Here is a 26250-nt window from a genome sequence, read left to right on the forward strand (position 1 = left end):
GAGATGACGCTATGTCACATGATGACTGGCGGATTGACGGTGACACCGGAGTTCCAGTTCTCCGGGTCCTCCACCAGGTAGTGCGGGCGAGGACGCCGCTTACGCTTCCTGTCCTGGCTGCTGAGGCCGCCCGGGAACCCGCCCATCCCCATCGCCTCCTCGGCAGCAGTTGTGGCTTCAGCCCCAGGTTGGTCCGCCTCCTCATTGCCGACCAGACCGCCGCCGGTCCTGCTGCTCGCCGAACTCGCACCGAGGTGTTCTGCTGCTCCGTCAAAGCCCCCAGCGAACGAGGAGGTACCTCCAGTCGCACCCTGGGTACCGCTGAACCCGACCGCCGCACCGCCAAGGCTCAGACCCGAAGCGAAATGACCATGGCCGGTAGCACCACCGATACCAGCGACCAGTGGGAGCGGGATACTCATCCTCTCGCCCGTGCTGTCTGCTCTGCCACCAGAGCCAAGGCCTCCGGAGATCCCAGTGATGGTGGTGCTCGGCCCCGGAGTGGTCGGTAGCCGCTCCCCGCCGGTGATCCCCTCGCCCGGGGTAGCACCACCGACAGCCACCCCCGGGCCTTGCCCGGGGGTGATCCCGTAAGCCACGCTGCCCTTGCCCGGCGCACCGACCTGAGTCAGGTGCACCGCACCCGCCATGCCAGGGCTAGTGACCGGCTCGCTGTCGGGCGTTCCGACGGGGTCATGGGTGATCGTCGCGGATGGAGGCGGCCAGACCGAGAAGGCCTCTACCGGGTCGCGTGGTGCCTTCCCGATGGTCGTCCCCGCCCTGTTGTACTCGCCCTCCAGGGTCTGCATCACCACGATCGCCTGCTGGTGGCGCTCCTCCGTCGCGGAGAGTTGGCCGCCGTCGAGGTCCAGGGCTACCTGGCGGCTGATGCCTGACCGGAGGTCGGCGTTGAACTGCTGGTCGCCGGTCTCGCTGGTGGCCTTGCGGGTGATCTTCTGCCACTCGCTCGGTGCCTTCGGCATGTTCAGCTTCGCGGCCGTCAGGGCCGTCGCCGCCGCCGAGACTCCGCTGCCGGCGTGTGCCGCGTACTGCGCGCCGTTGCCCAGGGCCTCGTGTAACTGCTGGGCGCGGGCGGCGAAGCCGTCCGCCGCTGCGCCGGTCCAGTGCTCCAGCGCGGCCGAGGTGTGGGTGCGGAAGTCGGCCTGGGCCGCCAGCAGGGCCTCGTTGACGGCGGTCCAGTGGTCGGCGACGGCGGTGAGCGCGGACGGGTCGGCGTGCTCGATCATCGCCCGCAGGCCGTCCAGTCCGCCCACGTCGGCGGCGGTGAAGTCGGTGGTGTAGCCGGTCGGTCCCGCGTGCCCGCCGCGGGTCTTCGCCAGGATGTCCGCCCGGGTCTGCTGTACCCGCTGTTCCCGAGCCTGCTGAAGCTGCCGGGAATCGTCGATCGCTCCCATCACCGCCCCCGTTTCATCCGAACATGTTCTGCGCGGTCTGGTCCTCAAGGTCGGTGTAGTTGGCCGCGACCTGCTTCGCCTGACCGCCGTACTCCTCGATCAGGCTCTTCAACTGGCTGATCATCTCCGCGATCCAGGACTGCATCGCGTCGTGCGTGCCCAACAGGCCGGTCGCGCCCGCGAAGCCGGTGCCGAGGGTTCCCCCGCCGATGGTGGTCCGGTAGGCCGCGCGGTCGGCGGTCGGGCCGAGCTCGGCGGCGACCGCGTTGAGCTTCGCCACGGTCTGTTCCAGAGCGCTCACGTCGACCTGGTAGCCGCCGCCCTGCTGCGGCGCCGCGTGCCTGCTCATGTCCGCTCCCCCTCCCCGTGCTGCCCCCGCGGCCGGAAAAGCGCGCCCGTGGGGGCTCTCCCGGACATCATAGGGACGGGGTACGACAGCCGGGCCCCGGTTTGGCGTGCGCAGGGCAAAGTCACACCTTCGGGCGTGCCCGGCACCGCAGTTGACCGGCACAACGCAGCGCGGCGCGCCACCGACTGGTTCGGTGGCGCGCCGCGGCCGCGGAGCGGACGAGCGGGTGCGGTCAGGCGGTCAGGTTCACCGAGCGGGCGAACTTCGCGCCGATCTCGGCGGAGATCTCGCCCAGCAGCGGCTGCGGGATCTCGCTGTCGACGGTGAGCGAGACCAGGGCGTCCCCGGCCTCGTCGTCGCGGGAGACCTGCATTCCGGCGATGTTGATCCCGGCCTCGCCCAGCAGTCGGCCGAGGGTGCCGACCACGCCGGGGCGGTCGTCGTAGCGGAAGAACGCCATGTGGTCGGTGAGCGCCAGGTCCACGTCGAAGGTGTCCACGCCGACGATCTTCTGGATCCGCTTGGGGCCGGTCAGCGTGCCGGAGACGGAGACCTCGCGGCCGTCGTTCAGGGTGCCGCGGACCACGATGACGTTGCGGTACTCCGGGCTCTCGCTGGTCGTCGTGAGCCGCACCTCCAGGCCGCGCTCCTGCGCGAACAGCGGGGCGTTGACGTAGGACACGGTCTCGGCGACGACGTCCTCGAAGACGCCCTTGAGCGCGGACAGCTCCAGCACCTTGACGTCGTGCTGGGTGATCTCGCCGCGGACCTCGACGTCGAGCCGCACCGCGACCTCGCCCGCCAGCGCGGTGAAGATCCGGCCGAGCTTCTCCGCCAGCGGCAGGCCGGGACGGACGTCCTCGGCGATGACGCCGCCCTGGACGTTCACCGCGTCCGGTACCAGCTCGCCCGCGAGCGCGAGCCGGACGGACTTGGCGACCGAGATGCCCGCCTTCTCCTGCGCCTCGTCGGTGGAGGCGCCCAGGTGCGGCGTGCACACCACGTTGTCGAAGGCGAACAGCGGGGAGTCGGTGCAGGGCTCCTTGACGTAGACGTCCAGGCCCGCGCCGGCGACCCGGCCCTCCTTGAGCGCGGCGGCCAGGGCCTCCTCGTCGACGATCCCGCCACGGGCGGCGTTGACGATCCGGACCGTCGGCTTGACCTTGTGCAGCGCCTCGTCGCCGATCAGGCCGATGGTCTCCGGGGTCTTCGGCAGGTGCACCGTGATGAAGTCCGAGACCTGCAGCAGCTCGTCCAGCGGCAGCAGCCTGACGCCCATCTGGGCGGCGCGGGCGGCCTGGATGTAGGGGTCGTAGGCGACGATCTTCATGCCGAAGGCGGACATGCGCTGCGCCACCAGCACGCCGATCCGGCCGAGGCCGACCACGCCGAGGGTCTTCTCGGCGAGCTCCACGCCGGTGTACTTGCTGCGCTTCCACTCGCCGTTCTTGAGCGCGAGGTTGGCCGCCGGGATGTGCCGGGCGGTGGAGATGAGCAGGCCGCAGGCAAGCTCGGCGGCGGTGACGATGTTGGAGGTCGGCGCGTTGACGACCATCACACCGGCCTTGGTGGCGGCGGGCACGTCGACGTTGTCGAGGCCGACGCCGGCTCGGGCGACGACCTTCAGTCGGCGGGCCGCCGCGATGGCCTCGGCGTCCACCTTGGTGGCGGAGCGGATGAGGATCGCGTCGACGTCGGCGATGGCGGGAAGCAGCTCGGCGCGGTTGGCGCCGTCGCAGTGGCGGATCTCGAAGTCGGGGCCCAGAGCGTCAACGGTCGCAGGCGACAGCTCTTCCGCGATGAGAACGACAGGCTTCTTCTGAGGGGTAGCAGCGCTCACGACAGTTGTCCTTACTGTCCGGGTCTCCCCGGCCGCTCGGGGTGCGGGTGGGCACCCTCGTGTGTCCACGGCGGGGCCGTGGGCACAAACGGCATGGTGGGGACGGTGGCATGCCGCGTTGGAGACGCACGACGCTGTGAGCCTGACGCGCAATCGGAGTCTAGCGAGGGTTGGCGGCCGGGCCCCTGCCCATGCGGAGGAATCACCCGCACGGGATCCTCCAAAGCGTACAAAGCAGCGACCAACGGGGTGTGAAGAAGCGGGGGCGTCCGCTTCCGGACGCCCCCGCCGTCGACCGATCCGGGGCTTACGCCTCGTCGTCGACCCAGCTCATCAGCTTGCGCAGCTTCTTGCCGGTGGTCTCCAGCAGGTGCTCGCTGTCGGCCTTCTTGTACTCGTTGTACTTCGGCAGACCGGCCTTGTACTCGGCGATCCAGGTGTTGGCGAAGGAGCCGTCCTGGATCTCGGCGAGGACCTGCTTCATCGCGGCCTTGGTGTCGGCGGTGATGATCTTCGGGCCGGTGATGTAGTCGCCCCACTCGGCGGTCTCGGAGACCGACCAGCGCATCTTCTCCAGGCCGCCCTCGTACATGAGGTCGACGATGAGCTTCAGCTCGTGCAGGCACTCGAAGTAGGCGATCTCCGGCTGGTAGCCGGCCTCGACCAGGGTCTCGAAACCGGCCTTGACCAGGGCGGAGGTGCCACCGCAGAGGACGGCCTGCTCACCGAACAGGTCGGTCTCGGTCTCCTCGGTGAAGGTGGTCTTGATGACCCCGGCGCGGGTGCCGCCGATGCCCTTGGCGTAGGAGAGCGCGAGCTCCAGGCCCTTGCCGGTGGCGTCCTGCTCGACGGCCACGATGCACGGGACGCCGCGGCCCTCCTCGTACTGGCGGCGGACCAGGTGGCCCGGGCCCTTCGGGGCGACCATGCAGACGTCGACGTCGGCCGGGGGGGTGATGAAGCCGTAGCGGATGTTCAGGCCGTGGCCGAAGAACAGCGCGTCGCCCGCCTTGAGGTTGGGCTCGACGACCTCCTTGTAGACGTCACCCTGGATCGGGTCCGGCACCAGGATCATGATGACGTCGGCCTCGGCCGCGGCCTCGGCCGGAGTGACCACGCGCAGGCCCTGCTCCTCGGCCTTGGCACGGGACTTGGACTCCGGCAGCAGGCCGACGCGGACGTCCACGCCCGAGTCACGCAGCGACAGCGCGTGCGCGTGGCCCTGGCTGCCGTAGCCGAGGATCGCGACCTTGCGGCCCTGGATGATGGACAGATCGGCGTCTTCGTCGTAGAACAGCTCGGCCATCGCTGGCGTCTCCTTGCGGGGTGTCTAGCGGTTTAAGGACACCGTACGCCGGTGTTGGCGACACGGGTTTTGTTCTCGGATGCTGAGACAGCAGTCTCAGCGTCAACAATCCTCAGGCACTCGCCCTCAGGCGCTGCGGTCGAGCGCCCGCAACGAGCGGTCGGTGATCGAGCGGGCGCCCCGGCCCACCGCCACCATGCCCGACTGCACCAGTTCCTTGATGCCGTACGGTTCCAGCATCTTCAGCATGGCTTCGAGCTTGTCGGAGCCACCGGTCGCCTCGATGGTCACCGCGTCCGGGGACACGTCCACGGTCTTGGCGCGGAACAGCTGGACGATCTCGGTGATCTGGGAGCGGGTCTCGCTGTCCGCGCGCACCTTGACCAGGACCAGCTCGCGGCGCACCGCCGCCACCGGGTCCAGCTCGACGATCTTTATGACGTTCACCAGCTTGTTGAGCTGCTTGGTGACCTGCTCCAGCGGCAGGTCCTCCACGTTGACGACGATGGTCATCCGGGAGATGTCGGGGTGCTCGGTCGGGCCGACGGCGAGCGAGTCGATGTTGAATCCCCGGCGGGAGAACAGCGCGGCGATGCGGGCGAGCACGCCGGGCTTGTTCTCGACCAGGACCGAGAGGGTGTGCTTGGACATGGTTCCTAACCCTTGTTTCCCTTGAAGTCGGAACTGGACGGCCTGGACCCGGCCTCAGTCATTCTCGTCGCCGAAGTCCGGGCGCAGGTCGCGCGCCGCGAGGATTTCGTCGTTGCTGGTGCCGGCGGCGACCATCGGCCAGACCATGGCGTCCTGGTGCACGATGAAGTCGACCACGACCGGGCCGTCCTTGATCGCCATCGCCTGCTGGATCACCGTGTCCAGGTCCTCCGGGCGCTCGCAGCGCAGCCCGTAGCAGCCCATGGCCTCGGCCAGCTTCACGAAGTCCGGGATCCGGGTGCCCGCCGCCGGGCCCCGCCCGTCGTTCGCCGGGCCGTCGTGCAGCACGGTGTTGGAGTAGCGCTCGCCGTAGAACAGCGTCTGCCACTGGCGGACCATGCCCAGCGAGCCGTTGTTGATGATCGCGACCTTGATCGGGATGTTGTTCAGCGCGCAGGTGACCAGCTCCTGGTTGGTCATCTGGAAGCAGCCGTCGCCGTCGATCGCCCACACCTCGGTGCCGGGCATACCCGCCTTGGCGCCCATCGCCGCCGGGACCGCGTAGCCCATCGTCCCCGCGCCACCGGAGTTCAGCCAGGTCGCGGGCTTGTCGAAGGTGAGGAACTGGGAGGCCCACATCTGGTGCTGGCCGACCCCGGCGACGTAGATCGCGTCCGTGCCGACCAGCTGCCCGATCCGCTCGATCACCTGCTGCGGGCTGAGCATGCCGTCCGGCGCCGTGTCGTAGCCCAGCGGGTAGGTCTTGCGCCAGCCGTTCAGCTGCTCCCACCACTCGGTGTACTCCGGCGCGGTACCGGCCGCGATCTCCGCCTGCACGGCCTGGATCAGGTCGGCCAGGATCTCCCGGGCGTCGCCGACGATCGGCACGTCGGCGGTGCGGTTCTTGCCGATCTCGGCCGGGTCGATGTCCGCGTGCACGATCTTGGCGCCGGGCGCGAAGGTGTCCAGCCGACCGGTGACCCGGTCGTCGAAGCGGGTGCCGACGGCGAACAGCAGGTCCGCCTTCTGCAGCGCGGTGACCGCGGCGACCGAGCCGTGCATCCCGGGCATGCCCAGGTGCTGGTCGTGGGTGTCCGGGAAGGCGCCCAGCGCCATCAGCGTGGTGACCACCGGGGCGCCGGTCAGCTCGGCCAGGATCCGCAGCTCGGCGGTCGCGCCCGCCTTGATCACACCGCCGCCGATGTAGAGCACCGGGCGCTTGGCCGAGGTCAGCAGCCGGGCGGCCTCGCGGATCTGCTTGGCGTGCGGCTTGGTGACCGGCCGGTAGCCGGGCAGCTGCATCTCCACCGGCCAGCGGAACACGGTCTGGCCCTGCAGCGCGTCCTTGGCGATGTCGATCAGGACCGGGCCGGGCCGCCCGGTGGCGGCGATGTGGAACGCCTCGGCGACCACCCGGGGGATCTCGGCCGGGTCGGTGACCAGGTAGTTGTGCTTGATGATCGGCATCGTGATGCCGCAGATGTCCGCCTCCTGGAAGGCGTCCGTGCCGATCACCGCGCTGGCGACCTGGCCGGTGATGGCGACGATCGGCACCGAGTCCATGTAGGCGTCGGCGATCGGGGTGACCAGGTTGGTGGCGCCCGGTCCTGAGGTGGCCATGCAGACCCCGACCTTGCCGGTGGCCTGCGCGTAGCCGGTGGCGGCGTGACCCGCGCCCTGCTCGTGCCGGACCAGGACGTGGCGGACCTTGGTGGAGTCCATCAGCGGGTCGTACGCCGGGAGGATGGCACCGCCCGGAATCCCGAAGACCGTCTCGGCGCCGACCGCTTCGAGCGAGCGGATGAGCGACTGGGCCCCGGTCATGGGCTCGGAGACGGGGGTCTCGCCGCGCTGCGGGGCGGCGGCTGAGTGCTCAGTCATCTGCTGGTTCCTTCTCGGGTTACGTCACGGCGTTGTGCAGGCGGTTTGTGCCCGGTGGTTCGGGGGCGACCCCGAAAGCAGGCAGTAAAAAACCCCTCGTGCCCGGGGGCATGCGAGGGGTGGCGCGTCAGCTTCCATGATTCCGGGACAGTGTCTCCGGATCAGCCGACGCGCCCGCCAAGTACGAGAATTCGGGTGCTCATGGGCTCGACCTTCCTCCCGCACCCTGGGGAGTGTCAAGCCGACGGGATCGCTGTCTCATCATTCGGACCCAGCCCGAGACGTCCGCCGCGGACCCCCTGGAACGGGCGGATCCGCTGGTCAGCGGCCTGGTGCGGATGATCCGCCGACGCGTCGGCGGACGGCTCGCGGGTGTCACCCGTTGGGGCGTGGAACAGCTCCGGTTCCACCCCGGGCGGGTGCGCCGGGCCGAAGCCGGGGCCGCGCAGCAGCTCGTCCAGCGGCTGCTGCTCCAGCGGTCCGCTGTAGAGCTGCCCCTGGCCGAGGCGGCAGCCGAGTTCGCGCAGCAGCACCGCTTGCTCCGGCCGGTCCACGCCCTCGGCGACGGTGGTCAGCCCCAGGTCGCGGCCGAGCCGCAGCACGGAGCCCGCGAGCGTCCGCAGGAAGACGGACTCGGTCATGCCGGCGACCACCCCCGGCTCCAGCTTGATCGCGTCCACCGGCAGTCGGCGCAGCCCGCTGAGCGGGGCGGAGACGCCGCCGAGGCCGTCCAGGGTCACGCCCACGCTGAGCCGCCGCAGCGCGGTCAAGCGCCGGACCAGCTCCTCGAACTGCTGCGACTCGAACGGCCGGGCCTGGCTCTCGCTGGCCTCCGTCCCGGCGATCTCCAGCAGCAGCGCGGATCCCGGCAGACCGGTGCGGCGCAGCAGGGCCTCCACGGTCTCCTGCAGGCCGGGTGCGGCGAACCGGCGCGCGGAGAGCCGGACCGCGACCGGGAGCTGGGCGGTGGCGGGCAGCCGGTCGCGCCGGTCGGCCGCCTGGAGCAGCGCCTGTTCGACCATCCAGCGGGCGAAGCGGGACGCCCGCTCCCCGCCCTCGGCGGCGTGCAGCGTCTCGGCGGGTGTCAGCAGCGCGCCCTGCGCGGCCCGCCAGCGGGCCTGGGCGGCGAGCCCGGCCACGGCGCCGGTGACCAGGTCCACCACCGGTTGGTGCACCAGCGCGAACTGGCCCTCGCGGACGGCGATCCGCAGCCGCTGGTCCAGCTCGGTCCGGCGGTGCAGCGCGGTGCGCAGTTCGGGGGTGTAGACCGAGACCCGGTCCTTGCCGTGCTTCTTGGCCTGGTACATCGCCAGGTCGGCGTTGCGCAGCAGCTTGGCCGGGGTGACCCCGGGCTCGGCGAAGGCGATGCCGATGCTGGCGGCGACGGTGAGCTCCTCGCCGCCGATCCAGTACGGCGCGGAGAGCGCGCGCCGCAACCGCTCGGCGACCTCCCCGGCGCGGGTCTGGTCGAGGTCGCCGACCAGCAGCACCGCGAACTCGTCGCCGCCGAGGCGGGCCACGGTGTCCACCGCGCGTACCGACTCCTGGAGCCTGCGGGCGGCCTGGACCAGGAGTTCGTCACCGGCCTGGTGTCCGGCGTTGTCGTTGACGGCCTTGAAGCCGTCCAGGTCGAGGAAGAGCACCGCGACCGGCCCGGCGGCCGGTTCGGGGCCGTCGGCCCGGGCCTGCGGCTGCGCCTGGGCCTGCGGCTGGGTCTGCGGCTGCGGCTGCGCCGGTGGTCGGCCGGACGAGCGGCGGTCGGCCGGGTCGGGGCCGCTCAGCGCCTGTCGGCCGCGTTCCAGGAACAGCGCCCGGTTGGGCAGGTCGGTGAGTGTGTCGTGGAACGCGTTGTGTTCCAACTGGGCCTGTAGCCGCACCCGTTCGGAGACGTCGCGGCAGTTGAAGATCAGCCCGTCGCGGTACCGGTTGACGGTGGACTCGACGTCCAGCCAGGCGCCCGCGCCGGAGCGGACCCGGCACTCGATCCGGGCGGTGCGTTCGGCGTCCGGGCTCTGCGCGAGGTAGCGCTGGACCTCCCAGAGCACGTGGCCGAGGTCGTCCGGGTGGACCATCTCCGGCAGCCGGGTGCCGACGATCTCCTCGGCGGGACGGCCGTAGACCCCGGCGGCGGCCGGGCTGACGTAGCGCAGCACGCCGCCGGGGTCGGCGATCATGATGACGTCGCTGGAGCCCTGGACCAGGGAGCGGAAGTGCTGCTCCTGCCGGGCCAGCCGCTGGGCCAGGGCCAGGTTGTCCAGCAGCATGATGCCCTGGCGCAGGATCAGCGCGAAGACCACGGTGCAGCCGACGATCAGTACGAAGCGGTCGAGGTCGTGCTGGGTCAGCGCGTTGTAGAGCAGGCCGGCGGTACAGACCGCGGCGGCGACGTAGGGGGTGAGCGCGCTGAAGGTGGAGGCGACCGGGGGCCGGGAGCGGGGGGTGACCGGGTGGCCGGTGCCGCCCGCCCAGGGTGCCCAGGCCAGCAGCATGCTCCCGGTGAACCAGCCGGCATCCAGCAGTTCGCCGGAGTGGTAGGAGTCCTTGAAGGCCGCGCTGGTGAACAGCGCGTCGCAGAGCACGGTCAGCGCGAGGGCGACTATGGCGGTGTGCACGGCGGCGCGGTTGCCCTCGCGGCTGCGGAAGCGCAGCCCGAGGACCATGCTGATCAGCAGGATGTCCAGCAGCGGGTAGGCCAGGGCCATGGAGAGCCGCAGCGGGCTGCCCGCGGCGCCGTGCGCGGTGCGGGCCAGCGCCAGGCTCCAGCTGAGGGTCAGCAGCGAACCCGCGATCAGCCAGCCGTCCAGCGCCAGGCAGATCCATCCGGCCAGGTTCCGGGGGCGGTTGGCGAGCAGCAGCAGGCCGAGGATCGCGGGCGGGGCGAACATCAGGAAGGCGTAGTCGGCGATCGAGGGGACCGGGACCGGGATCCGCAGCACCACCTCGTACCAGCCCCAGGCGCCGTTACCGAAGGCGACCATCAGTGAGGAGACGCCGAAGCAGAGCCAGGCGGAGCGGTTCCGGCCCTGGCCGGAGGCGCAGGCGTAGGCCAGGCAGGAGAACGCGGAGGTGAGTGCGGCGGCGGCGAGCCCGAAGTCGCCCATGAAGTCGGCGAGGGTCTGCGACCCCCAGCCGACCGAGGCGCCGGAGAGGTATCCCAGGCAGACCAGCAGGATCAGCAGCCTGGGCAGCCGCGCGGGTGGGCGCGGGGGCGGTCCTGCCTGCTCCGGGACTCCCCCGGCGGACCCGCGGCGGCCTTCGGAGAGGCCCGCCGTGAGGTCCGCGTGGACGTCCTCGAAGGTCGAACCGGGGCCCGGGCCGCTGCGGCCCGCCCCGGCCAGGGACGGCTCCTCGGCCCAGGGCGGGCCGGACAAGACGGTCTCGGAACTCAACACCGGCAACTCCCCCTCCGGCCCCGGGTGCGGTCGGAGCATCGGGGCGGAAAACTCCGTACCGGTTCTCCCGGTCTGGACCTTACACCACTCTCGTCACTCTGCGGCATGCACACTCAACTCAGAGTAATGGAGCGGAGTACGGCCCCAGCAGGGGATTCGCTCCGCCGGGTGAAGGTGCCTCGAAACGGTGGCGCGGCAGGGTGGTTGGTGCGGGTGCGGTCCCGGTTCAGCCGCTCACCACCACGTTCGCGAGCGGTTCACCCGCCAGGTCCAGCAGCAGTTGAGAGCGCAGCAGTCGCAGCGCGCGCGGCAGGAACGCCGAACTGGGGCCGCCGACATGAGGGGTGATCAGGACATTCGGCGCGTGCCAGAGCGGGTGCCCGGTCGGCAGCGGCTCCGGGTCGGTGACGTCCAGGGCCGCGCGCAGCCGTCCCGACTCCAGTTCGGCCAGCAGCGCCCCGGTGTCCACCACCGCCCCCCGGGCGACGTTGACCAGCAGCGCGCCGTCCTTCATCCGGCCCAGGAACTCCTTGCCCGCCAGTCCCCGGCTCTGTTCGGAGAGCGGGACCAGCAGCACCACCACGTCGGCGGCGGGAAGGAGCACCGGAAGCTCGTCGAGGGCGTGCACCTGGCCGAGGGGCGCGTTCCGGGCGCTGCGCGCCACCCGGACCACCCCGCACTCGAAGGGCAGCAGTCGGGCCTCCAGCGCCGCCCCGATCGAGCCGTAGCCGACGATCAGCACCGTGCGGTCGGCCAGCGAGGGGTGGAACTTCTGCTGCCACTGCCCGGCGTCCTGGCGGCGCACCGACTGCGGGATGCCCCGCAGCGAGGCCAGGATCAGGGTGGCGGCCAGTTCGGCGGTGCTGGCGTCGTGCAGTCCCCGGGCGTTGCAGCAGGACACCCCCGCCGGGAGGTGCGGCAGCACGTCGTCCACCCCGGCGGTGAGCGTCTGCACCACCCGCAGCGAGGGCAGCCTCGGCAGCAGCGACAGCCCGGCGCCGCCGGTCAGGTAGGGCAGGCAGAAGAACTCGACGCCGTCGAGCACGTCCTGCGGGGGCGGGGGCGTGACGCCGTCCCACAGGACGGCGGCGAACGCCTCGGGCAGTCCGCCGATCTGGTCGGTCGGGTAGGGCAGCAGGTAGCGGGTCATACCCGCGAGGCTACGTCGACCCGCCGCCGCCCGGCCCGCGGACCCCTGCCGCGCCCGATCGCCCCTAGGCCGGGACCAGGTGCAACCGGTGGGCCATGGCGGCGGCCTCGCCGCGGCCGGCGACCTCCAGCTTGGCCAGGATGTTGGAGACGTGCACGCTCGCGGTCTTCGGCGAGATGTACAGCTCGGTGGCGATCTGCCGGTTGGTCCACCCCAGCGCCACCAGCCGCAGCACGTCCTGCTCGCGCCGGGTCAGCCCGAAGGCCGGGGCCGGCTCCTCCGCCGCCGGACCGGCCGAGGCCGCCCCGGTCACCGCCGGAGCCCCGGCGGGCTCCGCCACCTCCGCCGGGCGCAGCCGCGCCCGTTCGATCAACTGCCTTACCAGATGTGCGAGTTGCACGTCCCCCTGGTGCTCGGCCAGCTCCGCCGCCGCGGCCGCGGCCGCCGAGGCCTGCTCCCGTTCGCCCGCGACCGCCAGCGCCTCGGCCGCCCGCAGCAGCGCCAGCGCGCGCGGGTAGGGCTGCTCGCTGACCCGCAGCGCCTCGGCCGCCGCCAGCCAGTCGGCCGGGGTGTCCCGGCGTTCGGCCCGTGCCAGTTCGGCCTCCAGCAGCCGCGCCCAGGCCGCGAACAGCGGCAGCCCCCGGGTCAACCCGGCGGCGGCCCGCCGGATCCGCTCCAGCGTCCGCGCCCGGTCCGGCTCCATCGCGGGCAGTCCGTAGGCGTCGGCCTCGGCCGCCGCCGCGTGCGTCAGCAGCTCCCACACCTCGCGCTCGTGCCCGGGGGCGAGGCCATGGTCCAGGACGGCCAGCAGCGCCGCCCTGGCCTCGGCGAAGCGGCCGGTCCGGCCGGCGACCCGGACGGCCAACGAGGAGGTCGGCAGGAACTTCTGCGGCTGCCAGGCGGTCCGCGAGCCGCTGGCGGCGGCCAGGTACTCGGCCGCCTTGGCGGTGTCGCCGCGCAGCAGGGCCAGGTCACCGCGGAGCCGCTTCAGGAAGTCCAGGTGCGCGTCCTGCCCCGCGCCGAACAGCTCCTCCTCCAACAGCCGCCCCGCCTCGTCGAGTTCGCCGAGGTACATCAGCGACTCGGCCAGGTTGCCGAGCATGATCGTGCCGTTGTACGCGGTCATGCCGTTCCGGCGGACCAGGGCCAGGCCCTTCCGGCCGGCGGCCACCGCCGTCCGGCCGCGGCCCAGTTGCAGGTGGTAGCTGGACAGGTTGATGTGGATCCGGCAGAGCAGGTCGATGTCGTCGGTCTCGCCGGCCTGCTGGCTGACCTCGTCCAGGACCCGGGCGCCCTCCTCGTACTCACCGAAGGCGGCGTGCAGCATGCCCAGGGTGAGCTGGGCGTGCACCTCGGTGGAGCGGGCGCCGACCTCGCGGGCGATGGCGGCCGCGCGGGCGGCGGTCTCCAGGTGGTCGCGGGTGGCCTCGCCCAGCATGCCGTCGCAGGCCCAGCGGTTGAGCGTGTCCGCGAGCACCGCCGACGGGCCGCGGCCCTCCAGCAGCCGCAGCGCGTGCCTGACGTCCTCGGTCATCGGCGCGCCGTTGTTGTAGCGGGTGGCCCGGCCGCGCTGCATCAGGAACCAGGCGGCCCGGTCCGGGTCCTGCTCCTCGTCGACGATCCGCAGCGCGCGCTTGACGAAGCGCAGCCCGCGATCGTGCTCGCCGCTGAGCCGGGCGGCGACGGTCGCCTCGGCCAGGACGTCGATCAGCCGCAGCCGGTCGCACTCCTCGCTGCGGAGGCCGGGGTCGCAGGCGCCCGGCGGATAGGTCTCCTCGGCCCAGTCGTAGGCCCGGACCGACCGCAGCACCTCCTCCGGGACGTCGTCCCAGAGCTCGATGGCGCGCTCCAGCATCCCGAGCTGCTCGGCGAAGGCGTTGCGGCGGCGGGCCTCGCGACCGGCGTCCAGCGCGGCGGGCAGCGCCCGGGCCGCGTCGTGGGCGTGGTACCAGTAGTCGGCCAGCCGCGCGGTGGCCTGGTCGCGGCAGACCAGGGCGGGATCGGCGGCCAGCGCGGTGGCGTAGCGGCGGTTGATCCGGCTGCGCTCGCCGGGCATCAGGTCGTCCGAGACCGCCTCGCGGACCAGGGCGTGCCGGAACCGGTAGCCGTCGCAGTCGGCGCTCGGCTGGATGATGTTGGCGCCCACGGCGGTGCGCAGGTTGTCGGCCAGCTCGTCCTCGGGCAGCCCGGTGACGGCGGCCAGCAGCCCGTGCTCGACGGCGGAGCCGCCGACCGCGAGCACCCGCAGGATGCCCTGGGTGTCCTCCGGCAGCGCCTCGACCCGGACCAGCAGCAGGTCGCGCAGCGAGTCGGTGAGGCCGCGCGGGCACTGCTGGTAGGAGACGGCGAGTTCCTCGACGAAGAACGGGTTGCCCTCGGAGCGGGCGTAGATCCGGTTGACCAGGTCCCGGTCGGGGACGCTGGGCCGCATGATCCCGACGAGCTGCCGGGCCACCTCGCGCTGGGCCAGTCGCGGCAGCTCCAGCCGCTGCACGGTGCGCAGCCGCTCCAGTTCGGCGAGGTAGGGCCGGACCGGGTGGCGGCGGTGCAGGTCGTCGCTGCGGTAGGTGCCGAGGATGACCACCCGGGCCTGTTGCAGGGTGCGGATCAGGTAGGCGAGCAGTTCCCGGGTGGAGCGGTCGGACCAGTGCAGGTCCTCGACCGCGAGCACCAGGGTCCGCTCCGCCGCCAGCCGCTCGAACAGCAGCGCCGTGTGCTCGAACAGCCGGGCGCGGGCGAACTCGTCGTGGGACTCGGGCGCGGCCTCGCCGAAGTCCGGCAGCAGCCGGGCGAGGCTGCTCTCATGGCCCTCGGCGGCGGCCTCCAGCTCGCTGCCGAGCTCGTGGTGCAGCCGCCGCAGGAGGGTGGCGAACGGCGCGTAGGGCAGACCCTCGGCACCGACCTCCAGACAGCCGCCGACGGCGACGGTGGCGGCGGCGCCCGCCGAGCACTGGAACTCCTCCAGCAGCCGGGTCTTGCCGACCCCCGCCTCACCACCGACGAGCAGGGCCTGCGGCAGTCCCTCCCCCGCCCGCTTCAGCGCCTTGGTGAGTGTGGCCAGTTCGGCACCACGGCCGACGAACAGAGGACTTACCGATATCCGCTCCACGAAGCCGAGCATGTCACAGCCCTCCGACAGTACGGCCGATATTTTCCCCGGAGCAGAACCAGGCAGGCGGGACAATGGCCAGGTCAGCGGGCAAGTCGGACGAGTCGGGCAGGACGGGGGCGGGCGACGAACCCCCCGATTCGCCGCCCTCGGTGATCAGCACCGCCCCGCTGCGGTCTCCCGCGGCCGGCGGCGTATCCCCCAGCGGCGGGGCGCTACCGGATCACCGTCCCCCCGTCCTTCGTTCCGGCGTGCCTTCGCGGCGCGGGCGGCCTGCACCGCGATGCGGATCTGCCCCTGCCGGGCGGCGGCGCGGTACAGCTCGGCGTCGCGGTCCTTGAGCGTCAGCTGGTTGATCTCGGCGAACATCTGGATCTCCTGGGGTCCGGATCCGGTCCCCGCCCGGTGCGGGGACCCTTTCTGCTGAGATCAAGACTCCTCGCCAAGGGGGGTCCCGGGCATCGGGAGCCTGCCTGATCCTGGGCGGTTGCGTGGCCTTAGAAACGACTGCGGCCGTCCTACCGGGCAGCGGTAGGACGGCCGTGGGGCCTTAGGGCGGTCAGCTCAGCCGTTGCCGGGGTTCGCGGAGCCGGCGGCGGCCGAGACGCTGCTCTCGTAGAGGCCCAGGAACGGCGCGGCGACGTAGGGGTTGCCGGTGCCGCCGCCCTCCTCGACGATCCGGGACTCGACGCTGTCGGCGTCCGGCAGGCTGTCGGTGGGGATCACGGACAGCTCGTCGTAGGCGCGGCCGGCCCCGGCGGTGCTGTGGCTCGGGTCGAGGTCGACCACGGCGTAGGCGGTCTGCCCGGCGTAGAGCGCGTAGTACGGGGCGCCGCCGAGGCCGCTGGGCACCTTCGGCTGCACGGTCTGCACGGTGCCCTGGGGGTTGTTGACGCTGGAGCTGTTGTCGATCGCGACGACCGGGTAGTAGCTCAGGCCGCAGGCGGCGCTGCCGGTGTCGGTGACCGCGATCAGCCGCTTGGTCACGCCCAGCTGCGCGTCGTAGGAGACCTTGGTGCTGAGCTGGTCGGCGGTGCAGGGGTGCCGGTAGGCGTAGGAGTCGCTGCTGCCGTTGCCGCCACCGCTGCTGATCGGGTTGCCCGTGGTCCCGCTGCCGCCGGAGGACGAGCCCTGGCTGCCGGAGCCGCCGCCGCTGCCGCCGCCGGTCGCACCGGAGGAGTGCGGCGCGGCCGAGGTGGAGCCCCCGGTGGTCCCGGCGGACACGCCCCCGGACGGCGCCGCGGACGCCGGGGCCGAAGCCGACGCGCCGCTCCCGGCCGCGTTCGCACCGCTGCCGGAGGCCCCGCCGCAGGCGGTCAGCGCCAGCGTGGTGGCGGCGGCGAGCAGCGCCAGCGGAAGGATGCGGCGGCGGGTGTTCCTGGGCGTGGTCATGCTGTCCCCCGGGGGTGTGTGAGCAGGTGTTGTATCCCTCTACACAGCCGGGGCCGCATGTCCGGTTTCCTATGACTCGTAACAACTGCTGTTACAGAAACCGCAGCTGACAGCACCGCACCCCGCCCGCGGGAACGCGGACGGGGTGCGGCGGCAGACGCCTGCGCCGAGCTCAGGCAAGCCGTTCGAGACTGCGCCCATGATCCTCTCAGGCAAGCCGCTCCAGACTGCGCCCATGATCCTCTCAGGCAAGCCGTTCGAGGATGAGCTCCTTCACCCGGGCCGCGTCGGCCTGGCCGCGGGTGGCCTTCATGACCGCGCCGACCAGCGCGCCCGCCGCCGCGACCTTGCCGTCGCGGATCTTGGCGGCGACGTCCGGGTTGGCCTCGATGGCCGCGTCGACCGCCGCGCCCAGCGCCGAGTCGTCGCTGACGACCGCGAGTCCGCGCTTGGCGACGACCTCGTCCGGCTCGCCCTCGCCGTCCAGGACGCCCTCGATGACCTGGCGGGCCAGCTTGTCGTTCAGCGATCCGTCGGCGACCAGCGCGCAGACCCGGGCGACCTGCGCCGGGGTGATCGGCTGGGTGCTGAGGTCGGTGCCGGACTCGTTGGCGCGGCGCGCCAGCTCGCCCATCCACCACTTGCGGGCCTGGTCGGCCGGGGCACCGGCGGCGACGGTCTCCAGGATCGGCTCGATCGCGCCCGCGTTCAGCACCGACTGCATCTCCAGGTCGGAGATCCCCCACTCGGTCTGCAGCCGCTCCCGGCGCACCCGGGGCATCTCCGGCAGCGCGGCCCGCAGCTGCTCCACCCACTCGCGGGACGGGGCGACCGGCACCAGGTCCGGCTCCGGGAAGTAGCGGTAGTCCTCGGCGTTGTCCTTGATCCGCCCGGCGCTGGTGCTGCCGTCGTCCTCGTGGAAGTGCCGGGTCTCCTGCAGGATCGTGCCGCCGTCGTTGAGCACCGCCGCGTGCCGCTGGATCTCGAACCGGGCCGCGCGCTCGACCGAGCGCAGCGAGTTGACGTTCTTGGTCTCCGAACGGGTGCCGAACTGCTCGCGGCCGTGCGGGCGCAGCGACAGGTTGACGTCGCAGCGCATCTGGCCCTTGTCCATCCGCGCCTCGGACACGCCGAGCGCCCGGATCACCTCGCGCAGCTCGGCGACGTACGCCTTGGCGACCTCGGGGGCGCGGGCACCGGCGCCCTCGATCGGCTTGGTGACGATCTCGATCAGCGGGATCCCGGCGCGGTTGTAGTCGAGCAGCGAGTGCGAGGCTCCCTGGATCCGACCGGTGGAGCCGCCGATGTGCGAGGACTTGCCGGTGTCCTCCTCCATGTGGGCACGCTCGATCTGCACCCGGAAGACCTCCCCGTCCTCCAGCGTGACGTCCAGGTAGCCGTTGAAGGCGATCGGCTCGTCGTACTGCGAGGTCTGGAAGTTCTTCGGCATGTCCGGGTAGAAGTAGTTCTTCCGGGCGAAGCGGCACCACTCGGCGATCTCGCAGTTCAGCGCGAGCCCGATCTTGATGGCGGACTCCACGCCGACCGCGTTCACCACCGGCAGCGACCCGGGCAGCCCCAGGCAGACCGGGCAGACCTGCGAGTTGGGCTCCTCGCCCAGCTCGGTGGAGCACCCGCAGAACATCTTCGTGGCGGTCCCGAGCTCGACGTGGACCTCCAGGCCCATCACCGGGTCGTAGGCGGCAAGGGCCTCGTCATAAGGCACCAGGTCAACGGTGACGGTCATAGGAAGTGCAACTCCTTCAGTACTTTGGTCAGCCCATCAAGCCAGGACTGATAGGCAGGGATCAAGGCAAGCCGTTCCAAGCGGATGTCACGGCCGAGTTGGTCCAGGACTTTGGTGGCGCTGCGCGAGCGAAGTACAGCTCGCAACGCGGCCTTGGGGTCCGCGATCGCCTCGGTCTCGTGCGGCTTCCTCGGAAGCCGTGAGAGATCGCACGCCGGGATGCGCTGGAAAGCCTGAGGATCACACAGTGCCCATGCCTCGGTCTCCCAACGCGGGACGATACCGACCAGCCGACGCCGGTCAGCGCCCAGACGGGCAGCGAGCGACTCGACCTTCCCGGACTCCCGGTGATCCTGGTGCGCGATGACCACATCACAGCAGCCGAGCAGCATCCGCACCTCGTCCTCGACCCGATCGCCGGGATGCACGGTGCGGACCGGGGAGAGCACGATCTCCCCGACGTCGAACGCCTCGGGGCCTCGCAGGGACAGCTGCCGGAGCTGGCGCAGGATCACCGGGGCGAGCAGCAGTTCGTCGCTCTCGCCTTCGGTCACCAGGCCCGCCATCAGGTAGCGACCGCTCACCAGGTGTCCCGCCGAACGGTCTCCAGATAGTTGCGGACCTCGATCGGAGTGACATAAGTGCCCCGCACACCGGTCTCCCCCACCCCCCGCGCGCGAGTGATCATGGAGCCGACACGGACACCGTCGACCTCCTCCGGGTGGAACACCGAGTCGAAGAACACGACCGCGTCCCGACCCTCGGCGAGCATGTGGGAGACCACCACCGGGGAGTGAGTGGTGACGATCACTTGCCGGCCCGGCCGCCCCTGGTCGGGACGGGTGCGATCGGCGATCCGGCTGAGCAGCGTCGCAAGCCGGGAGGGGTGCAGGCCGCTCTCGATCTCGTCGACGATCACCGTCCCCGGGTTCTCCGGATCATGGACGGCGGCGAGCAGGGCCAGCACCCTGAGGGTGCCGTCCGAGGCCACGCTGGGGGACATGGCACCCTGCTCCCGGTAGCGCAGGTCGTAGTCCCAGTCGCCACGGTGGTCGCGAACCGGAACCACGTCGTCCAGAGCCGGGATCACCGCGCACGCGTCCAACATCAGTTCAGCGAGCGTGTCGCTCTCGCTGAACCGGCCGAGTACCGCCGCGAGATTGGACGCGTCCGGGGCCAGTCGGCCCCGGTCCGTGCCGTCGGCCCGCATCCTGGCCAGCCCGCACACCGGGTCGAGGAACAGCCAGCTCCCGAGCTCCTGGTCCACCAGGTCGTAGTCCGCTCCTGATTCCCCCGTCCTCGGCCCGAAGGTCACGCGCAGCGTGGCGTCGCGGGGATGGGGGTGCAGCACCTCGCAGTACAGGCTCGGCTCGAAGGTACGGACCGTACCGGAGGTGCCGGGCAGGCTGATGGAGACGTTGATACGCAGCTCCCGGCAACGGCTGCCGTCGCCGCTCTGCCGCAGGAGTTGCATGCCGGTTCCGCGGTTGAACCGATGAAACGCGACGGGGTCACGCACCGTCTCCGCCAGCAGCCGGAGCGCGTCCAGCGCGTTCGACTTCCCGCTCGCGTTGGCACCGGCGACGACCAGGAGCGGTGGAACGTCCAGTGTGAAGTCCTTGAAGGACTTGAACCCGTCGATCTCGATCCGCTCGATCATTCCACCGCTCCTTTCGTTGGTTCGCTTTCCGACAGGTCGCCCTCGGGCCCCGGTCAGTCCGCCAGGACGTCGTCGGTGCCGAGTCGGCGGAGCTCGCGGACCAGCAGGGCGGTGCTGGTCAGCAGAGCGAGGGCGGCGACGGTGGCGTTGATCAGCTTGAGGGCGTCACCCTCGGAGCGGGACTTGCGGATGTCCTTGACCACACCGACGGCGCCGAAGGCGCTGGTGCCGATGCTGAACAGCAGGCCGGGCTTGCTGTGCTTGAAGCCCTTGAGCTGCTTGGCCCGGCTGGCCCTGGTCTCGGTTCCGTTCGCCTCGACCAGTCCGGCCTTCTCGATGGATTTGCTCACAGCGCGGGTGCCTCCTCCAGCAGGGGGTGTCCCCACTTGTCGTTGAGTGCCGCCTCGACCGTTCCACCGACCCGGTAGAGCCGGTCGTCGGCCAGGGCGGGGGCGATGATCTGCAGGCCGACCGGGAGATTGTCCTCCGGCGCGAGACCGCAGGGCACCGACATGGCCGAGTTGCCCGCCAGGTTCGACGGAATGGTGCACAGGTCGGCCAGGTACATCGCCATCGGGTCGTCGGCGCGCTCGCCGATCGGGAAGGCGGTGGTCGGGGTGGTCGGCGAGACCAGCACGTCGACGTCCGCGAAGGCGCGGGCGAAGTCCTGGGTGATCAGCGTGCGGACCTTCTGCGCCGAGCCGTAGTAGGCGTCGTAGTAGCCGGACGACAGGGCGTAGGTGCCGAGGATGATCCGGCGCTTCACCTCGGCCCCGAAACCCGCCTCGCGGGTCAGCGCGGTGACGTCCTCCGCCGAGCGGGTGCCGTCGTCGCCGACCCGCAGCCCGTACCGCATGGCGTCGAAGCGGGCCAGGTTGGAGCTGGCCTCCGAGGGCGCGATCAGGTAGTACGCCGGGAGCGCGTAGGTGAACGCCGGGCAGGACACCTCGACCACCTCGGCGCCCAGCTCGCGCAGCAGCTCCACCGACTCGTGGAACCGCTGCATCACGCCGGGCTGGTAGCCCTCGCCGCCGAACTCCTTGACGACGCCGATCCGCATGCCGGTGACGTCCTTGCGGCGGGCGGCGGCGACCAGCGGCAGCACCGGGGTGTCGATGGAGGTCGAGTCCATCGGGTCGTGTCCGGCGATCGCCTCGTGCAGGAGCGCCGCGTCGAGGACGGTACGGGCGCAGGGGCCGCCCTGGTCCAGCGAGGAGGAGAAGGCGATCAGGCCGTAGCGGGAGACCGTGCCGTAGGTCGGCTTGACGCCGACGGTGCCGGTGACCGCGCCGGGCTGGCGGATCGAGCCGCCGGTGTCGGTGCCGATGGCCAGCGGGGCCTCGAAGGCCGCGAGGGCGGCGGCGGACCCGCCGCCGGAGCCGCCGGGGATCCGGGAGAGGTCCCAGGGGTTGCCGGTCGCGCCGTAGGCGCTGTTCTCGGTGGAGGACCCCATGGCGAACTCGTCCATGTTGGTCTTGCCGAGGATCACCACGCCCGCCTCCTTGAGGCGGCTGGTCAGGGTGGCGTCGTAGGGCGGCACCCATCCTTCGAGGATCTTCGATCCGGCGGTGGTGGGCACGCCCTTGGTGGTGAAGACGTCCTTGAGCGCGAGCGGGACGCCCGCGAGCGGGCCGAGTTCCTCGCCGCGCGCCCGGCGCTGGTCGACGGCGCGGGCCGCGCCGAGCGCGCCCTCGGTGTCGACGTGCAGGAAGGCGTGGACCTTGCCGTCGACGGCGTCGATCCGGTCCAGGTGCGCCTGGGCGACCTCGACGGCGGAGACGTCACCGGCCGCGATGGCGGCGGCGGTGTCGGCGGCGGTGGCGCGGGTCAGGTCGAATGCGCTGTTCAGGTCGGTCATGGGTGGTCAGTCCTCCCCAAGGATCTGCGGCACGCGGAAGCGCTGCTCCTCCACGGCCGGGGCGCCCGCGAGGGCCTCGGCGGGGGTGAGCGACGGGCGGACCACGTCCGCGCGCATGACGTTGGTCAGCGGCAGCGGGTGCGAGGTCGGCGGTACGTCATCGGCGGCGATCTCGCTGACGCGGGCGACCGCGTCCACGATCGCGGTGAGCTGCTCGGCGAAGTGGTCCAGCTCTTCGGCCTTCAGCTCCAGCCGCGACAGCCGGGCGAGGTGGGCCACCTCCTCGCGCGTAATGCTCGGCATGCAGCGATCCCATCGGGGTGAGTTCTCAAGTGTCGAAAGTGTCGACGCCAGTGTATTGACAGCGGCGCGACCCCATCCTACGGAGGCGGGGCGGGGGCCTGCACAGGCGTTTCGTCCGCGCCGGTGAGCGGGGCGGCGAGCGGGGCGGCGAGCTGGGCGGTGAGCGGCGTGGTGATCGGGGCAGCGAGCTGGGTGGTGATCGGGGTGGCGCGCGGGGCCGTGCGCGGGGCCGGGTCCAGCGCGGGCCGGGCGGCGTTGCGGATCCGCAGCCAGGCGGTGGCCTGGTCGGCGGGCAGGGCGGCGGAGACCAGCCAGCCCTGGACCGCGTCGCAGCCCATGTCGTGCAGCCGCTCCCAGGTCTCGTCGTCCTCGACGCCCTCGGCGACCACGGTGAGCCCCAGCGAGTGCGCCAGCTGGACCGAGCACAGGACGACGGCGGCGTCGTGGTCGTCGGCGACCATCCGGCTGACGAAGGAGCGGTCGATCTTCAGCTCGCCGACCGGCAGCCGCCGCAGCCGGACCAGCGAGGAGTAGCCGGTGCCGAAGTCGTCCAGGGACATCCCGACGCCGTGGCGGCGCAGCTCCTCCAGGGTGGCGGCGGCCAGCTGGCCGTCCTCCAGCAGCAGCCGCTCGGTGATCTCCAGCTGGAGCGCGGCGGCCGGGACGCCGTACCGGGCCAGGCGTTCGGCGACGGAGGCGGCGAAGCCCTGCCGGAGCACGTCGCGCGGCGACACGTTGACCGCGACCTGCACGGTCATCCCCTCGGCCCGCCAGCCGGCGAGCTGGGCCACGGCGGAGTCCAGCACGTAGTCGGTGAGCTGCGGCATCAGGCCGGTGGACTCGGCCAGGCCGACGAACTCCTCCGGGCTGACCGGTCCGCGCCCGGCCCGCTCCCAGCGGACCAGCGCCTCCAGGCCGACCACATGGCCGTCGAAGGCGACCTTGGGCTGGTAGTGGATCTTCACGTCGCCGTTGTCCAGGGCCCGGCGCAGGTCGCCGAGCAGGCCCAGCCGCTCCGGGGTGTCGGCGTCCTGCTCCGGCCGGTACATCTCGATGCCGCTGCGGCTGCGCTGGGCGTGGGCCATCGCGACGTCGGCGCGGCGCAGCAGGGTATCGGCGTCGTCGGCGTGGTCGGGCGAGACGGCCAGCCCGGCGCTGGACTCCAGCACCAGCTGGATGCCGTCCAGGAAGACCGGTGCGGCGAGTTCGGCGGCCAGCGCGCGGGCGGTGGCGAGCAGTTCCTCGTCGCCGCCGACGGCGGGCAGCAGTACCGCGAACTCGTCGCCGCTGATCCTGGCCACCACCGCGCCGGGGGTGTGCACCGCCCGGCGCAGCCGGATGCCGACCTGGACCAGCAGCCGGTCCCCGGCGGCGTGGCCGAGGGTGTCGTTGAGCGAGCGGAAGCGGTCGAGGTCGAACAGCACCAGCGCCACCCGGTGCGGTCCGGCGGCGATGGCCTCGCGGGCGGCCAGCAGCAGCGCGCCGCGGTTGGCCAGCCCGGTGAGCGAGTCCGTCTCCTGGTCGCGGACCCGCTCCCGGGCGATCCGCCAGGCGGCGTACAGCACCGCCAGCGGGACCGCGAACAGCGGCAGCAGCTGCGGCGCGTGCCGGATCGTGAGCAGGGCCAGGGGCAGCAGTGGCGCCGCCCCTGCCACCAGCACGCCGACGAACACCGCCACCCTGATCGTCTGCCCGGTCGGGCCGGACTGGCCGGCGGCACGGCCGAGCCTCGACGTGCGCTCCATGAAGTGGTCCTCTTGCTTCCCCGCGTACCCGCTGCGGACGGGCTGCTTCAAGCGTAAATGCGCACCTGTGCAAGGGACATGGAATTGGACGGTACGTAACCCAGCGGTGTCCTTGACGGCGGCGGACCACCACCATATCCGCCGCCGTGGGCGTTTTGCCTTTGCGTTAAGTCACTTGACGAGCAATCAGTCAATCCTCCGGGGTCGGTGCCGCGACCGCGCGGGCGGCCTCGGGCCCCTGCGCCAGCAGTACCGCGAAGCCGTCGTCGTCCAGCACCGCGAGCTTCAGCTGCATCGCCTTGTCGTACTTGGAGCCGGGGTTGTCCCCGGCCACCACGAAGTCGGTCTTCTTCGAGACCGAGCCGGTGACCTTGGCGCCGAGGTGCTGCAGGGCCTCCTTGGCGCCGTCCCGGGTGTAGTCGGTGAGGGTGCCGGTGACCACCACGGTCAGCCCCTCCAGCGGGCGCGGGGCCTGCTCCTCGTCGCTGCCCTCCTCGGCGAGGCGGACCCCGGCGGCGCGCCACTTCTCGATGATGTCGCGGTGCCAGTCCTCGGCGAACCACTGGACGAGGGCGGCGGCGATGCCGGGGCCGACGCCCTCGGTGGCGGCCAGCTCCTCCTCGCTGGCGGCGGCGATCCGGTCCAGGTCGCGGAACTCGCGGGCCAGGGCCTGGGCGGCGACCGGGCCGACCCTGCGGATCGACAGGGCGGTGATGATCCGGGCCAGCGGGCGCTGCTTGGCCGCCTCCAGGTTCTCCAGCAGCGACAGCGTGGTCTTCTTCGGCTCGCCCTTGAGGTTGGCGAAGAACGACACGATCTTCTGCTCGCCGGTGACCTCGTCGATCTTCGGCAGGCTGGTCTTCGGGTCGCGGATCAGCACCTTGATCGGCAGCAGCTGTTCCACCGTCAGGTTGAAGATGTCGCCCTCGTCGGCCAGCGGCGGGGTGGCCGGCTCCAGCGGCTGGGTCAGCGCCACGGCGGCGACGTAGCCGAGGTCCTCGACGTCCAGCGCGGCCCGGCCGCCGAGGTAGGCGATCCGCTCGCGGATCTGCGCCGGGCAGTAGCGGGCGTTGGGGCAGCGCAGGTCGATGTCGCCCTCGGACATCGGGCGCAGCTCGCTGCCGCACTCGTGGCAGTGGGTGGGCATCACGAACGCCTGCTCGGTGCCGTCGCGCAGGCTCTCCACCGGGCCGAGGATCTCCGGGATCACCTCGCCCGCCTTGCGCAGCACCACCGTGTCGCCCAGCAGCACGCCCTTGGCCTTCACCACCTCCTGGTTGTGCAGGGTGGCGTACTGCACCATCGACCCGGCGATCAGCACCGGTGCGGCCAGCACCGCGTACGGGGTGGCCCGGCCGGTGCGGCCGATCCCGACCTCGATCCGCTCCAGCTTGCCGACCGCCTCCTCCGGCGGGTACTTCCAGGCGATGGCCCAGCGCGGCACCTTGGAGGTCGCGCTGAGCCGCCCCTGCAGGGCGATCTCGTCGACCTTGACCACCACGCCGTCGATCTCGTGGTCCACCGAGTGCCGGTGCTCGCCGTAGTGGGCGATGAACTCCTTGACCCCGGCGATCGAGTCGACCACCCGGTTGTGGGTGGCCGTCGGCAGGCCCCATGCGTGCAGCAGCTGGTAGGCGTGCGACTGGCAGTCGATGTCGAAGCCCTTGCGGGCGCCGATGCCGTGCACCAGCATCCGCAGCGGCCGGGCGGCGGTGGCCTGCGGGTCCTTCATCCGCAGCGAACCGGCGGCGGTGTTGCGCGGGTTGGAGTACAGGGTCTCCAGCGCCAGCGGGCGGCGGCCCTCGGCCAGCAGCCGGACGTTCTCCTCGCGGCGGCGGTCGTTCTCGGCCGCGAGCCCGGCGTTGAACCGTTCGAAGTCCGCGGTGGACATGTAGACCTCGCCGCGGATCTCGACCAGCTCCGGCGGGTCGTCGGTGGCCAGCCGCTGCGGGATGTCGGCGATGGTCAGCGCGTTGGCGGTGATGTCGTCGCCGACCCGGCCGGTGCCCCGGGTGGCGGCGCGGACCAGCCGCCCGTGCTCGTAGGTGAGGTTGACCGCCAGGCCGTCGATCTTCAGCTCGCACAGGAAGTGGTACTCCTGCCCGGCGAGCTCCCGCTCGACCCGCTCGGCCCAGGCGTCCAGCTCCTCGTCGTTGAAGGCGTTGTCCAGGCTGAGCAGCCGCTCCAGGTGGGTGACCTTGGCCAGGTGCTCGGAGAGCGCACCGCCGACCTTCTGGCTCGGCGACTCGGGGGTGACCAGCTCGGGGTGGCGCTCCTCGATGGCCATCAGTTCCCGCATCAGGGCGTCGAACTCGGCGTCGCTGATGCTGGCCGCGTCGTCGCCGTAGTACCGGCGGCGGTGCTCCTCCAGCTCCCGCGCCAACTCCGCGTGCCGCGCCCGGTCCGGTTCGGGTACGTCAGCCGCCACTGGGCTCTCCTCCATCGGAATCCC

The 26250-nt window shown here is 71.8% G+C and carries 18 protein-coding genes and 1 pseudogene; all 19 read right to left on the reverse strand.

The window, feature by feature from the left end; translation table 11 throughout:
• Positions 1–14: 14 nt before the first annotated feature.
• The 19 genes and pseudogenes from GXP74_RS33190 to ligA all read right to left on the reverse strand — a co-directional run bounded on the left by GXP74_RS33190 (position 15) and on the right by ligA (position 26241).
• Positions 15–1415, reverse strand: coding sequence for a hypothetical protein (locus GXP74_RS33190; RefSeq protein WP_182454950.1), 1401 nt, complete (start codon positions 1413–1415; stop codon positions 15–17).
• A gap of 13 nt (positions 1416–1428) precedes the next feature.
• Positions 1429–1764: a hypothetical protein gene (locus tag GXP74_RS33195; protein ID WP_182454951.1), complete on the reverse strand. Its 336-nt coding sequence runs from the start codon at positions 1762–1764 to the stop codon at positions 1429–1431.
• Positions 1765–1996: 232 nt separating this feature from the next.
• Positions 1997–3604: a phosphoglycerate dehydrogenase gene (gene serA / locus GXP74_RS33200; RefSeq protein ID WP_182454952.1), complete on the reverse strand. Its 1608-nt coding sequence runs from the start codon at positions 3602–3604 to the stop codon at positions 1997–1999.
• Between the two features lie 307 nt (positions 3605–3911).
• Positions 3912–4910 carry a ketol-acid reductoisomerase gene (gene ilvC, locus GXP74_RS33205; RefSeq protein ID WP_182454953.1) on the reverse strand — a complete coding sequence of 333 codons (999 nt, stop codon included), beginning with the start codon at positions 4908–4910 and terminating at the stop codon, positions 3912–3914.
• 126 nt (positions 4911–5036) lie between these two features.
• A complete protein-coding gene (gene ilvN / locus GXP74_RS33210; protein WP_182454954.1) occupies positions 5037–5561 on the reverse strand; it encodes an acetolactate synthase small subunit in 525 nt (174 codons plus the stop codon).
• A 54-nt stretch (positions 5562–5615) separates the two neighbouring features.
• Positions 5616–7442 carry an acetolactate synthase large subunit gene (locus GXP74_RS33215; protein ID WP_182454955.1) on the reverse strand — a complete coding sequence of 609 codons (1827 nt, stop codon included), beginning with the start codon at positions 7440–7442 and terminating at the stop codon, positions 5616–5618.
• A 236-nt stretch (positions 7443–7678) separates the two neighbouring features.
• A complete protein-coding gene (locus GXP74_RS33220; protein ID WP_225448721.1) occupies positions 7679–10630 on the reverse strand; it encodes a bifunctional diguanylate cyclase/phosphodiesterase in 2952 nt (983 codons plus the stop codon).
• A gap of 430 nt (positions 10631–11060) precedes the next feature.
• Positions 11061–11984: a 2-hydroxyacid dehydrogenase gene (locus tag GXP74_RS33225; protein ID WP_182454957.1), complete on the reverse strand. Its 924-nt coding sequence runs from the start codon at positions 11982–11984 to the stop codon at positions 11061–11063.
• Between the two features lie 64 nt (positions 11985–12048).
• Positions 12049–15105, reverse strand: coding sequence for a helix-turn-helix transcriptional regulator (locus GXP74_RS33230; protein WP_182454958.1), 3057 nt, complete (start codon positions 15103–15105; stop codon positions 12049–12051).
• 144 nt (positions 15106–15249) lie between these two features.
• Positions 15250–15462 (reverse strand): hypothetical protein, encoded by a 213-nt coding sequence (locus tag GXP74_RS33235; RefSeq protein WP_182454959.1) that lies wholly within the window; start codon positions 15460–15462, stop codon positions 15250–15252.
• Positions 15463–15657: 195 nt separating this feature from the next.
• Positions 15658–16485 (reverse strand): DUF4232 domain-containing protein, encoded by an 828-nt coding sequence (locus GXP74_RS33240; RefSeq protein ID WP_182454960.1) that lies wholly within the window; start codon positions 16483–16485, stop codon positions 15658–15660.
• 244 nt (positions 16486–16729) lie between these two features.
• Complete coding sequence (gene gatB, locus GXP74_RS33245) at positions 16730–18232, reverse strand: Asp-tRNA(Asn)/Glu-tRNA(Gln) amidotransferase subunit GatB (protein ID WP_182454961.1); 1503 nt, start codon at positions 18230–18232, stop codon at positions 16730–16732.
• Positions 18229–18816 (reverse strand): hypothetical protein, encoded by a 588-nt coding sequence (locus GXP74_RS33250; protein WP_182454962.1) that lies wholly within the window; start codon positions 18814–18816, stop codon positions 18229–18231. The genes gatB and GXP74_RS33250 overlap by 4 nt, the downstream gene beginning before the upstream one ends.
• The gene (locus tag GXP74_RS33255; protein WP_182454963.1) at positions 18813–19892 is read right to left on the reverse strand and encodes an AAA family ATPase; all 1080 of its coding nucleotides are present in this window, start codon (positions 19890–19892) and stop codon (positions 18813–18815) included. The genes GXP74_RS33250 and GXP74_RS33255 overlap by 4 nt, the downstream gene beginning before the upstream one ends.
• Positions 19893–19945: 53 nt before the next feature.
• A complete protein-coding gene (locus GXP74_RS33260) occupies positions 19946–20215 on the reverse strand; it encodes a hypothetical protein (protein WP_182456802.1) in 270 nt (89 codons plus the stop codon).
• A gap of 23 nt (positions 20216–20238) precedes the next feature.
• Entirely contained in the window at positions 20239–21750 is a 1512-nt protein-coding gene (gene gatA / locus GXP74_RS33265) for an Asp-tRNA(Asn)/Glu-tRNA(Gln) amidotransferase subunit GatA (protein ID WP_182454964.1), read from the reverse strand.
• A 6-nt stretch (positions 21751–21756) separates the two neighbouring features.
• The gene (gatC, locus tag GXP74_RS33270) at positions 21757–22053 is read right to left on the reverse strand and encodes an Asp-tRNA(Asn)/Glu-tRNA(Gln) amidotransferase subunit GatC (protein WP_182454965.1); all 297 of its coding nucleotides are present in this window, start codon (positions 22051–22053) and stop codon (positions 21757–21759) included.
• Positions 22054–22130: 77 nt separating this feature from the next.
• Positions 22131–23723 (reverse strand): annotated as a pseudogene (locus tag GXP74_RS33275) (putative bifunctional diguanylate cyclase/phosphodiesterase); the annotation flags it as partial.
• Between the two features lie 265 nt (positions 23724–23988).
• Positions 23989–26241: an NAD-dependent DNA ligase LigA gene (gene ligA, locus GXP74_RS33280; RefSeq protein WP_182454967.1), complete on the reverse strand. Its 2253-nt coding sequence runs from the start codon at positions 26239–26241 to the stop codon at positions 23989–23991.
• Positions 26242–26250: the final 9 nt, after the last annotated feature.

It is taken from the genome of Streptacidiphilus sp. P02-A3a (assembly GCF_014084105.1).
In the GTDB taxonomy this organism is placed as follows: Bacteria; Actinomycetota; Actinomycetes; order Streptomycetales; family Streptomycetaceae; genus Streptacidiphilus.